General features: G+C 61.8%; 11 protein-coding genes. 3 read left to right on the forward strand and 8 right to left on the reverse strand.

Annotated elements, in window-relative coordinates; all coding sequences use genetic code 11:
• Window positions 1-1,057 precede the first annotated feature (1,057 nt).
• Both AB0362_RS03830 and AB0362_RS03835 read right to left on the reverse strand, forming a co-directional pair.
• On the reverse strand, window positions 1,058-1,828 hold the full coding sequence (locus tag AB0362_RS03830; protein WP_366234828.1) for a TIM barrel protein: 771 nt from the start codon (window positions 1,826-1,828) through the stop codon (window positions 1,058-1,060).
• A gap of 1 nt (window position 1,829) precedes the next feature.
• A complete protein-coding gene (locus AB0362_RS03835) occupies window positions 1,830-2,852 on the reverse strand; it encodes a Gfo/Idh/MocA family oxidoreductase (protein WP_366234829.1) in 1,023 nt (340 codons plus the stop codon).
• 141 nt (window positions 2,853-2,993) lie between these two features.
• Between AB0362_RS03835 and AB0362_RS03840 the strand changes: the two genes are divergently transcribed.
• Entirely contained in the window at window positions 2,994-3,962 is a 969-nt protein-coding gene (locus AB0362_RS03840; RefSeq protein WP_366234830.1) for a LacI family DNA-binding transcriptional regulator, read from the forward strand.
• 162 nt (window positions 3,963-4,124) lie between these two features.
• On the opposite strand, the gene AB0362_RS03845 is transcribed toward AB0362_RS03840, so the two are convergent.
• Both AB0362_RS03845 and AB0362_RS03850 read right to left on the reverse strand, forming a co-directional pair.
• Complete coding sequence (locus AB0362_RS03845; RefSeq protein ID WP_176457443.1) at window positions 4,125-4,265, reverse strand: hypothetical protein; 141 nt, start codon at window positions 4,263-4,265, stop codon at window positions 4,125-4,127.
• A 98-nt stretch (window positions 4,266-4,363) separates the two neighbouring features.
• The gene (locus AB0362_RS03850; RefSeq protein WP_366234831.1) at window positions 4,364-5,380 is read right to left on the reverse strand and encodes a LacI family DNA-binding transcriptional regulator; all 1,017 of its coding nucleotides are present in this window, start codon (window positions 5,378-5,380) and stop codon (window positions 4,364-4,366) included.
• A 277-nt stretch (window positions 5,381-5,657) separates the two neighbouring features.
• Here AB0362_RS03850 and AB0362_RS03855 point away from each other — a divergent pair, with 277 nt between their 5' ends.
• Together AB0362_RS03855 and AB0362_RS03860 are read left to right on the forward strand one after the other, a co-directional pair.
• On the forward strand, window positions 5,658-7,073 hold the full coding sequence (locus AB0362_RS03855; RefSeq protein ID WP_366234832.1) for a sugar porter family MFS transporter: 1,416 nt from the start codon (window positions 5,658-5,660) through the stop codon (window positions 7,071-7,073).
• A 28-nt stretch (window positions 7,074-7,101) separates the two neighbouring features.
• Complete coding sequence (locus AB0362_RS03860) at window positions 7,102-7,458, forward strand: universal stress protein (protein WP_366234833.1); 357 nt, start codon at window positions 7,102-7,104, stop codon at window positions 7,456-7,458.
• Window positions 7,459-7,707: 249 nt separating this feature from the next.
• Here the strand turns inward: AB0362_RS03860 and AB0362_RS03865 are convergent, their stop codons facing one another.
• The 4 genes from AB0362_RS03865 to AB0362_RS03880 are packed head-to-tail and all read right to left on the reverse strand — an operon-like array spanning window position 7,708 to window position 12,085.
• On the reverse strand, window positions 7,708-9,204 hold the full coding sequence (locus tag AB0362_RS03865; protein ID WP_366234834.1) for a CoA-acylating methylmalonate-semialdehyde dehydrogenase: 1,497 nt from the start codon (window positions 9,202-9,204) through the stop codon (window positions 7,708-7,710).
• Window positions 9,205-9,228: 24 nt separating this feature from the next.
• Window positions 9,229-10,098: a sugar phosphate isomerase/epimerase gene (locus AB0362_RS03870; protein ID WP_366234835.1), complete on the reverse strand. Its 870-nt coding sequence runs from the start codon at window positions 10,096-10,098 to the stop codon at window positions 9,229-9,231.
• A 5-nt stretch (window positions 10,099-10,103) separates the two neighbouring features.
• Window positions 10,104-11,138 carry a Gfo/Idh/MocA family oxidoreductase gene (locus AB0362_RS03875; protein WP_366234836.1) on the reverse strand — a complete coding sequence of 345 codons (1,035 nt, stop codon included), beginning with the start codon at window positions 11,136-11,138 and terminating at the stop codon, window positions 10,104-10,106.
• A gap of 23 nt (window positions 11,139-11,161) precedes the next feature.
• Window positions 11,162-12,085: a sugar phosphate isomerase/epimerase gene (locus AB0362_RS03880; RefSeq protein ID WP_366234837.1), complete on the reverse strand. Its 924-nt coding sequence runs from the start codon at window positions 12,083-12,085 to the stop codon at window positions 11,162-11,164.
• Window positions 12,086-12,120: the final 35 nt, after the last annotated feature.

Below are 12,120 nucleotides of genomic sequence, written 5' to 3' on the forward strand. Positions count from 1 at the left end.
GGCAATGTCATGGGCCACTGACGAGGCGGAGCTGTCCGAACGGTTGCCCGCACCACCTGCAGCTTCCACCGACGTAGTCGTGGCCGTCTTCACGTTCGCACTCGTCGACTGCGCATCCGCTGCCGCACGAGAGCATCTGGCCACATCGGCACCGCTCACCGTCACAGCCAGGGTGGTGAAGTGCTCCCGGCGGTGCAGCGCAGTCGTGGCACTTTTTCCGTCCATTGGGTATTCGACTGGGCCGCCATGTGCAACCCACCGAATCGAGCATTTCCAGTTCACACGCCATGCAGATCGCCATGCCGTGGAGAATCGCACAGGGCACCGACATCAGAATTTTCCGGAGTTCACGCGTCGCTACGCCTCGGCAACGCAGACAAAAAAAGACGGCTCCGGACTTCTCCGAAACCGTCTTCGACCTGCAATGTGTCGGGCTGACAGGATTTGAACCTGCGACCACTTGACCCCCAGCTAGATCGACCACACTTCCATGGTCCCAACCGGACCCACAGCGTAGGACTTGAGCAGGCTTTTTCGTCCGAACGGGTTCAAAGCAATCCACCCCCGGTTGCACCCAGTAGTGACACGCTCGCGGCACGCTCGAACACCGATTGCTCCATGCGGATCCACCGAAGACCCCACACACACACCACCCGGGTCCACCGCTGCGAAAAGTGACTGAACCACCGACCCACTACGGTCTCGTACGCAGACAGCGGGACAACCAACGTAAAAAAGACGACATTCTTACCTACCTTTCCGCTGGCGAGGGGGTCATTCGAGGGCGGGTTGTTGACGTGGGCGTCGTGCGTCGGGGTGAGTGGCGAGTGAAGGTGGTCTGCGCCTGGGCGCGCATAGGGCAGCGATGCACCACAAGAACGCTGGACTGCCGAAGGCGACCGCATGGCCGCGTGGCTATTGTCCAACAGCTTGTCGGACCAATCCTGATGACGGCCAAGCGCGGCAATCCGACGCATGTTCTAAAGGTTGCTGTGTGAGGGTCCTCGCATCGTGGAAGATCCGAACATAGATCTACGTATACGGGCAAAGGAAGTCACTACATCTCGAACGCGGAAACGAATGCATCGAGGGCTGAGTCGGGGTCACCCGACGCCCACCCTTCGAGGCCGACGATGCCGGTATAGCCGATGCGTCGAAGAGCAGCAGCGATTGCCGGGAAATTGATCTCACCGGTCCCTGGCTCGCACCGGCCCGGAACATCGGCAACCTGGATTTCGCCGATGTAAGGCAACGAATCCTCGAGCAGTGCAATGAGATTTCCTTCGCCGATCTGGGCGTGATAGAGATCTAGGTTCATTTTCAAGTACGGGCTGTCGACAGCCCGTACCAATGCACGAGTGTCCGATGCCTTTGCGAAAGGCGTCCCCGGATGGTCGACGGCAAGATTGAGATTTTCCAGCGTGAACACACGTCCGGCTTGTTCTCCCAGTGCTGCGATCGAGCGCAACGTCTGCACTGCGGTCAGCCACATCGCCGGCGTCACGACCTCCACCGGACGCACCGGGAGTCCGTTCCCGTCGAGCCCGGTTCCATGCAGGTTGAGCCGCGGACAATCGAGCGCCTCTGCCACGAGAAGCGACTCCGAAGCAGTCGACAGAAGTCGCTCGATGCCTGCTGGTTCGGTGAGGTTGCCGTCGAGGTATCCGGTCATCGAGGAAAATGTGGCACCACAGGACGCGAGAGCATCGATGTCCTTGGTGGACCAGTTCCAGATCTCGACGTGCAGTCCGCGCGCTGCTATCCGCTCGACGCGCTCGACGAAAGGGAGTTCGAGATAGAGCATTTCGGCGCTCGCTGCCAGAATCATGTCATTGTCCCAGTTCCACAGCAGCGCCGGTCTCGACGCTGCGGATGCAGGCGAGCGCGATCTCCAGGGCAGCGCGCGCATCATGGCCGGTCACGACCGATGGCGTGCCGAACCTCACCGCGTCGACGAATGCCGTGAACTCGCCGATGTACGCCGCGCGCAGTAGCTCGGTGTCGCTACGTGCAGTGTCGACGTGCGCGCCAGAAGCGCTGTACAGGGTCATGTCGTTGCTCCGACAGTCGCCTGCGATGACCATACCTGCCGAACCGAACACTTCGCTGCGCACGTCGTATCCATAGAGCGCGCTGAAATTGGCCTCGGCTGTGGCAATGGCACCGTTGTCGAATTGCACTGTGACGACGGCAGTGTCGAGGTGCCCGCTGCCTTTGGCGTCCGGGCGCACGAGAGCGTCGGCGATGGCGGTGACCCGCTGTGCCGTCGCGCCGGGATTGAGGTACATCAGCGTGTCGAAGTCGTGAATGAGCGTCTCGAAGAAGATGGTCCACGACGGAATGCGAGAGGGGTCGGCAGTGAACGGGCCAGGGTCGCGGGTCAGAGACCTCAAAAGCTGTGGTGTGCCGATCTTTCCGTCGTCGATCGCTGCGCGGGCGGCAACGAACCCCGGCGCGAAACGTCGGTTGAATCCGACCTGAAGTACGACGCCCTCAGCTTCGGCGGCGGCGATCGCACGATCTGCATCCTCGAGCGTGACGGCCATCGGCTTTTCGACGAAGATGTGTTTGCGCGCGGCTGCGGCTTTCACAACGAGTTCGGTATGGCTGCGTGCGGGCGCGGCGACGACGACGGCATCGATCTCGGCGTCGTTCAATGCTGTGTCCACGTCGGTGTATGCCTTTGCAACGCCCAGGCTGTCGGCGAGCTGGCGGGCTGCACCGTCGACCGGATCGACGACCGCTTCCAGGACGGCACCGGGGACTCGTCGAGCAACGATCTCGGCGTGGTTCTTTCCGATGCGGCCCGCTCCGATGAGAGCCACGCGAACCGTGGCGACAGGGTTTGGCATGCGTCTTCTCCTGGTGTATTTGCGCTGCTCAGGATAACTAGTACGTTCTAGTGTCAGAACACTAGGGGGCTTGCCTCAATTGGTCAACTAGCGTTCTCGTGAGACGAAAGGAGTCCAGTGGTCGACAGCGCGCGCCCGACAATGGCTGACGTGGCAAGGATCGCGGGGGTATCGCCTGCGCTCGTTTCCATCGTCATGCGTGGAGTCGAGGGCGCGAGCGACGACACCCGGACAAGGATCAAGGCGATCGCGGAGAGCATCGGCTACGTCCCTGACCGCCGAGCGCAAAAGCTTCGCCAGGCCAGCTCGCGACTATTGGGTGTCACGTTCGATCTGCAGCAACCGTTTCACGGGGACCTCGTCGAACGCATCTACACGGCGGCAGCGCGTCACGGATACGATGTCACGCTCAGCGCCGTCGCTCCGAGTCGCAACGAACTGAGCGCAGTGCAAGCATTACTGCGTGAGCGCTGCGAGGCGGCCATACTTCTCGGATCACGTTTGTCAACAGCGGAACTCGTGGAAGTCGACGGCCGTACGCCCGTAGTCGAGATACTCAAATCTACCCACGGTATCGCGTCGGTGCGTAGCGATGACGTCGCGGGCACCGGCTCGATTGTCGATCATCTGGTCGAAATGGGACACGACCGCATCGCTCACATCGACGGCGGCACATCGCCGGGGGCGCACGACAGGCGACGCGGATTTGTGGCCGCCGCACACAGGCATGGAATCGACGCGCGTGTCGTCGACGGCGGAATGTCGGAAACCGAAGGTGCAGAGGGTATGCGCACCCTTCTCGAATCCACCGAACCGCCCACGGCAGTCGTAGCGTTCAACGACAACTCGGCGACGGGTGTGCTCGATCATCTCGTGCGCCGAGGAATCGACGTCCCATCGGCTATTTCGGTTGTCGGCTACGACGATTCACGCTTGGCGCGCATCGCCCACATCGACCTGACGTCGATGTCGCAGGACGTATCGGCACTGGCGGATTCAGCGGTGGCGAGCGCACTGGGACGCATCGCCGGCGCCGAACCGACCGAGGTTGTTCTGACGCCCCGCCTGATCAGACGGGGCACGGTGGCTCCGCCACCCGCCAACACGTAGTCGCACCCCCTGCCGGATGGCGCGAGCGAGTCCTCATGAGATCGGCCACACGGGACCGGTCTCGGCGGTTGTGTCGCGGGCCAATGGTCGAAACCCGAACTCATTCCCGGCGGTGCCCACGTGCGACCCGCGCCGACCTTGCCTACGCCGGCGACAACGTTCTCAATTTCTGATAGACCCTGCAGCGCCGATGATTCCGGAGGCGACGAAGCCGAGAATCAACACGAACAGCATCACAGCGAACGCAATTGCGGCGGCAGCGGACTTCACTGCGGTACCGCCGGCCTCGACGAAGTTCGACATCTGATCTCCCAGTTCCAGTGCGTCGTGAGACGCAGCTACTTAAGCGCGTTAGTAGAACTAACTATGGGCTACATCACAGGCAGAAGTCAACAGTTCGGTTACAAACCTCTTCGCTTCAAGGCGCGAACTCGCTCTGCAGAACGCACGGGTCCGGTGCTTCCGCGCACGATGAGATGCGGTTCGACGATCATCTCGGACGCCGGCGCGGAGCCGTTCTCCAGGCGCGTCACCGCGAACGCCACGGCGTTCTCGGCCAGAGCATCAACGTTCTGTCGCACAGTCGTCAGATCGATCCGAGAGAGCCGCGCGAGGTCGCTGTCGTCGTAACCGACGATGGACACATCCCCTGGAACATCGATTCCGGCGCGGTCGAATGCATCCATGAGGCCCAGCGCGCAGCGATCGTTGCCGGCAAGAACCGCTGTCGGCAAAGTGCTTTCGTCGAGCATGAGATGTCCTGCCGCAACCCCCGACGACTCGTCGTGAGCTCCGTCGATCACGCGAATTCGATCACCCAGGTCGTGGCCATGCATCGCGGCGCGGTAGGCGTCGCTTCTGATGGCAGATCCCGGACCGGATCCCCCATCGATGTGGTAGATCTCGCGGTGCCCCAGTTCGATCAGGTGGTCGACGGATTGCCGAATACCGCTGTCGTCGGCGCTACGCACACTGTCGAAGCTGCTCCGAGACAAAGGTTTTGCGACGACAACTACAACCGCACGCTCTTCCAGCTCCTCGAAGTACGATTGTTCCGAACTCGGGCCGAGCAGAATCAGCCCTTCGCATCGGTGGGCGATCAGAGATTCGACGGCAGCCACTTCGTCTCGCCCCGGTGCGCTTGCGGACAGCAGAACCTCGTAACCCGCGGCTTTGGCGAACGGATAGATTCGCTTCACCAACTGAGCTTGGAACGGCTGCTCGACGTCGACCAGAACTCCGATGGTTCGACTGCGTCCGCGGGCCAACAGCTGAGCGGTGGCGTCGGGTTTGTATCCGAGCTCATCGGCGATACGAAGAACGCGCTCTCGCGTTCGCTCCCCCGCACCGGCCTTACCACCGAGGACGAACGACACAAGCGTGCGTGATACCCCCGCCCGGACGGCAATATCGTCCATCGTGGGTTTCCGCGCTCGCGCCCTTCCGCGAGAATCCGCGTCCGATCGTCGATCGCTCTGCTCACTTCCAGTCACTGACTCCCACTCTCGCGAACCCTGACGGCGTCGACAAACCGTACCTCCGAGCGCTCTCGATCGTTGTGCGTTCGACCGGTAGCTCAGCGGGTAAAGCCATGTGACCCACTTCTCATCTCACTGTCAGTATGTTAAGACATACATACATAAAGATTTAGCTCTAGCCCATCGTCAACCACGGGTATCGGAGGATGAAAAACAGATGTCTTCAGCTCAACCAAACTCACGGAGTGCGCTCCCGCCCGACACCCCGGGGACGCATTCCCGACGACTGGGCGTCATCGCAGTCGTCGCGACGTTCGGCGGCCTGCTGTTCGGCTACGACACCGGTGTCATCAACGGTGCGCTCGAACCGATGAAGGACGACCTGGGGCTCACGTCGTTCACCGAAGGTCTAGTCGTCAGCATTCTCATCTTCGGTGCCGCGATCGGCGCACTGGTGGGAGGGCGTCTGTCCGACAAATACGGGCGACGCCACAACATCTTGCTGCTCTCCGGAGTCTTCGCTCTCGGCACCATCGGCTGTGTGCTTGCCCCGTCGTGGGAGGTGCTCGCGGTATTCCGATTCATCCTCGGTCTTGCAGTCGGCGGCGCGTCCGCCACGGTCCCGGTCTACCTCTCCGAAGTTGCACCTGCCGAACGACGCGGATCTCTGGTCACCCGCAACGAGGTCATGATCGTGAGCGGCCAGTTCGCGGCCTTCATCATCAATGCCATCATTTTCAACATCTGGGGTGACCACGAGTCGGTGTGGCGCTACATGCTCGTGGTCGCACTCTTTCCCGCGATCGCGCTGTTCGTCGGCATGCTGCGCATGCCCGAGAGTCCGCGCTGGCTCGTGCTGCAGGGTCGCGACGACGAAGCACTGGCAGTTCTGAAGCAAGTTCGCACCGACGAACGCGCAGTAGCCGAGATGGCCGAAGTACACGCTCTGGCCGAAGAAGAGAGACTCTCCCAGACCGGAGGTGCAGCAGACCTATCCGTCCGCTGGATCCGGCGGCTCATCTTCATCGGTGTCGGCCTCGGCGTCTTCCAGCAGTTCACCGGGATCAACTCGGTCATGTACTACGGCACACAGCTGCTCAGCGATGCCGGCTTCTCAGACAGCGCTGCAATCATCGCCAACACGCTCAACGGGTTGTTCAGCGTTCTCGGCATCACTGTCGGTTTGCTCATCATGAACAAGGTGAACCGCCGGACGATGCTCATCGCCGGCTTCGGGCTGACGACCTTCTTCCACCTCCTCGTCGGACTGTCCGCGCTATTACTGCCGGACGGCACTGCGAAGGCGTACTTCATCCTCGTCTTCGTCGTCCTGTTTGTCTTCTGCATGCAGGGCACCATCGGCCCCCTGGTGTGGCTCATGCTTGCCGAAATTTTCCCCCTCAAGATCCGCAGCTTCGCAATCGGGGTCTGCGTGTTCATGCTCTGGTTGGCCAATGCTCTTGTTGCGCTAGCATTCCCGCCTGTCGTCGAGGCGCTGGGCATAGCGCCGACCTTCTTCATCTTCGTCGGGCTAGGGGTCCTGGCACTGATCTTCATCGTCACCCAGGTACCGGAAACTCGCGGGCAATCACTCGAACAGCTAGAGGCCGGATTCCGTCGCGAGTATTCGTGAACCGAACCCATCGAAAGGACGTCACGACATGGCAATACTGGTTGCAGTAACCGACAACGAAGAGGGCCGCCACGCCCTGCGCGTCGCGGCCGACGAAGCAAGTGCGATGCACACCGAACTGATTGTGGTGAATTTGACTCTCGGCGGACTTGACGTCAGCGGACTCGACGCACAGCTTGCTGTGCGAGTCATCGACCGTGCCGGACGCGCAGACCGCGACCCCGCAACAGCGGTCCTCGACGAGATCGACGCACATCCCGAAGTGACGCGGCTTGTCATCGGAATCAAGAGACGCAGTCGTGTCGGCAAAGCTCTGCTGGGCAGCATCACTCAGCGCCTACTGATGATGTCGCCCGTCCCGGTCCTGAGCGTCCAACCCAGCTGAGTCCGCTCGACGGTGGCTGGCGCCGAATCCGACCCGTCACCGACACGAACCTACAGAAGACCCTGCGCGGCAGAACATGCCACGCAGGGTCTTCTCGTCGGCGACGGCGGTAGTCCGCCGGACCGGACAGCTGCATCGACAGCGGACGTCCACAGTGCAGCTCACCGATATGTGTCCGCGCCGCGCGAAACCCCCGCTCCGACAATAGGAGCGGGGGTTTCGCAGATCAGAGCTCAGTCGTTCTCGGGCTCAGTCGTTTTCAGGGAACCCGAGGTTGATTCCTCCGTGGCTCGGGTCGAGCCACCGGCTGGTGACTGCTTTGCCGCGGGTGTAGAAGTGGACACCGTCCATTCCGTGGGCATGAGTGTCACCGAAAAGGCTGTTCTTCCAACCACCGAAACTGAAGTACGCCATCGGAACCGGAATCGGGACGTTGATGCCGATCATGCCGACCTCGACCTCGTTCTGGAACCGCCGCGCCGCACCGCCATCGTTGGTGAAGATGGCGGTACCGTTGCCGTACTGGTTGGAGTTGATGAGCTCGAGCGCCTCGTCGTACGTGTCGACGCGGACCACCGAGAGGACCGGCCCGAAGATCTCGTCGGTGTAGATGGACATGTCGGTGGTGACGTTGTCGATCAGCGTCGGGCCGAGCCAAAAGCCGTCCTTGCCGCCGTCCGCTTCGACGGTGCGGCCGTCGACGACGATGGTGGCACCGGCTGCTTCTCCGGCGTCGACGTACGAGGCGACCTTGTCGCGGTGCGCTTTGGTGACCAGAGGTCCCATATCGGCACCCTTGGTCCCGTCTCCGGTGACCAACGGTGTGGTGCGTTCGACGATCTTCTCGACGAGTTCGTCGGCGATGTTTCCGACGGCGACCAGCGCGGAGATGGCCATACACCGCTCGCCCGCAGAACCGAAGCCGGCGTTGACCATCGCGTCGGCAGCGAGGTCCAGATCGGCGTCGGGGAGGACGATAGCGTGGTTCTTCGCTCCGCCGAGGGCCTGAACTCGCTTACCGTGCGCGGTGCCTGTGGAGTAGACGTACTGCGCGATCGGCGTCGACCCGACGAAGCTGATTGCCTTGATGGACTTGTTCTCGAGCAGCTCGTCCACCGCGAGCTTGTCGCCCTGCAGAACGTTGAACACACCGGGCGGTAGTCCTGCTTCTTCCCACAGCTCGGCCATCCACAGTGATGCAGTGGGATCCTTCTCGCTGGGCTTGAGCACGACGGTATTGCCGGCGGCGATGGCGACGGGGAAGAACCACATGGGAACCATGGCCGGGAAGTTGAACGGAGAAATGATGCCAACAGGTCCGACGGGCTGACGGATCGAATACACATCGACCTTGGTCGACGCGTTCTCGGTGAACCCGCCCTTGAGCAGGTGCGGTATGCCGCAAGCGAATTCGACGACTTCCTGGCCGCGGCTGATCTCGCCGAGCGCATCGGAGAGAACCTTGCCGTGCTCGGCGGTGATGATCTCGGCGAGTTCACCCTTCTTGGCGTTGAGCAATTCCCGGAACTTGAAGACTATCGCGGTTCGCTTGGCCAGCGAGGTGTCTCGCCAGGCCGGGAATGCCGCTGCGGCAGATGCGATGACCGTGCGTGCATCCTCGACGGTAGCCAGCGCTACCTGGCCGGTGATCTGCCCGGTCGCGGGGTTGGTGACCGGAGCGGTCTTGTCGGACGTGCCGGCGAACGGCTTTCCGTCCACCCAATGAGCAATAACGTTGTCAGTCATGATGTGTCCCTACGTGAGTGGAAATCAGGAGTGCTCGGAGACGTACTTCCGAATGGTGTCGAGCTGATATCGCGAGACCTCGTGCGCGTTCTCGTTCTCCGCGAACACACTCGAGACCATGACTGTGTCGCGGTCGTAGAAGCCGAGCTTGCCGAGGCCGCCGAAGAACTGGTTCCAATCGACATCGCCGTCACCGACCTTGAGGTGCTGATGCACGCGTACGGCGTTGCCCGGAGGATTGGTGATGTACCGAAGCCCATGCGAGCGATGATGATCCATCGTGTCGGCCACGTGCACCAGTCGCACCATGTCGCCCGCTGCCGCCATGATCGCGTCGAGATCGCCGCCCATGTGGAACTGGTGACATGCCACGATCACCATGCCGATGTTCTTCGAGTTGATTCCGCGAATGGTACGAACCGCCGCCAGACCGTCCTCGACGAAGTCGTCGGGATGCGGATCGATCAACACCTCGAGACCTTCACGTTCGATGATGGGAACAAGTTCCTCCATCGACCGGTAGAAGGCCCGTTCGGATTCCTCGGGCTTCTCGGGTCGGCCGCTGAACTCGGTGTTCATGGTCGACACACCGAGGTCGACGGTGATCTGAATCGCGCGCTTCCAGTATCGAACTGCAGCCTCACGCGCATCCTCGTCGGGACCGGACCACCGCAGCACCGGAAGTACGGATGCAATACCGACACCGGCGTCGGAACACGCCTTCTTGAACTTGGCGACGAGGTCGTCATCGGCTTTCGGATGGTTGAAGAAAGGAATCATGTCCACGTGCGGCGTCAACTGCAACCACTCGTACCCGAGATCGGCGACCACACCGGGCAATTCGAGCAGCGAGTAATCGTGATGGAACGGGGTCGGATCGAGAGCGATCTTCATTCGTTTCACGCGCCCGGGATCGAGGCACGCGGAACCATATCCACGGCCACGGGAGCACCCGACTCGAGCGACTTCACTCCGGCCTCGCATACAGCTGCTGCGGCATAGCCATCCCATGCGCCGGGACCGTCGACGTAGTTTCCGGTCTCGGCACCCGAGCGCACGGCGTCGACCCACCGCTGAATTTCCGTGTCGTATGCCTGCCCGAACCGCTCCTTGAACGACGGTGTGATCGTGCCGCCCCAGGTTCCGGGTGCGGACTTACGCACCAGTCCCACATCGAGACCGATCATGGCACTGCCTCGTTCGGCCACCACCTCTGTCCTGACCTCGTACGCGACGCCCGTGGTCACGAACACCTCCGCGTCGACGTGCCGACCGGTCTCGGTGGTGAAGATGGCGATCTGTGGATCCTTCAGCCCCGCCGGCGCATTCGTGTTGGCCGACGGTGTGATGATCTGCACTGTCGTGATTTCCTCGTCGAGTAGGAAGCGGGTGACGTCGACTTCGTGAACCAGCGAATCCTTGACGATCATCGCGCTGTCGAAATGCGGCGGCACAGCCGGGTTTCGGTGCGCGCAGTGTACGACGAGCGGGCGACCGATGTCTCCGGAGTCGATCAGAGCTTTGAGATCTGCGTACTCGTTGTCGAACCGGCGCATGAATCCGACCTGAATGAGCTTCTTGCCCAGTTCGGCCTCCGCCTTCACCACTGCGAGCGAGGTTTCGACGTCCGTGGTCAGCGGCTTCTCGCACATGACGGGCTTGCCGTACTCGAGACATGCGAGGAGCTGCTTCTCGTGCGTCGGACCGGGGGTCGCCAGCAACACGGCATCGACCTCGGGATCGGCGATGGCGTCGATAGGGTCGTTGACGACCCGAGCGCCGGGAATGGACGCGGCGAGTTCTTCGGCCTTCTCGGTGAAGTAGTCGTTGACGACGGCGACGCGTGCACCGGCGATCTTCGAGGAAATGCGAGCGACGTGGTCGGCACCCATCATGCCGACCCCGAGGACGGCGATGCGCAGTTCGTTGGTCATGAAAAAAATTCTCCTTGCGGGTATCAGCTGAACTGGATGGACGGGATCCCGCAGGAGCCCAGGTACTTACGAGTGCGCTGTGCGATCGGCAGCGGGTAGTCCGGCTCGCACGGGTACATGTCCTGCTCGACGATCGCGAAGATGTCGGCGGTGAGCTTGCCGGCATCGGCCAGGCGCTCGATGGTCGACAGCAGGGGCGGCATGTCCGGAATGCCCAGGGGCGGTTCGGTCATCGCGCCGAGCTTGCATGCCTCGCCGAAAGGCAAATCCTCGGCTGCAACCTTGGCGCGGACTGCTTCGTCGACCTGCTTGAGATGCAGGTACCCGATGCGCTCCGGTGCGCGCTCGATGATGGCGATGTTGTCTCCGCCGCAGTAACTGATGTGGCCGGTATCGAGGCACAGGTTGACGAACTCACTCGACGTGCCATCGAGGAACCGATAGACATTCTCTTCGGTGTCGACGTGAGAGTCCGCGTGCGGGTGGTACTGAGCCTTGACACCGTACTGCTCGAACATGCGCTTGCCGAGCTCGTTCATGCCCTCGGTCTTCTTGCGCCACTGATCGGGGGTGAGCGTGCGGTCCTCGAGCACCGCACCGGTGCCTGGGTCACGCCACATCTCGGGAATGACGACGACGTGCTTTCCACCCACTGCCGCAGTCAGTTTCGCAACATCTTCGATCTGGGTCCACACTGCATCCCAGGAAGCGTCCTGGTGCAGGTGCTCGAAAACGGTTCCGGCAGAAAGCTTCAGGTTGTGCGCAGCGAGCTCGTCGGACAGCTTCTGCGGATCGGTCGGAAGGTATCCGAACGGCCCGAGCTCGATCCACTCGTAGCCCGATGCGGACACCTCGTCGAGGAACCGGCCGTAGGGGGTCTGCTGCGGGTCCTCCGGGAACCAGACGCCCCAGGAATCGGGTGCCGATCCAACGCGAATAACGCTCATAAGATAAATCCTCTCTGAATGTGCCGAATGTTGTG

Source organism: Rhodococcus sp. NPDC079359, assembly GCF_040702585.1.
Lineage (GTDB): Bacteria > Actinomycetota > Actinomycetes > Mycobacteriales > Mycobacteriaceae > Rhodococcoides.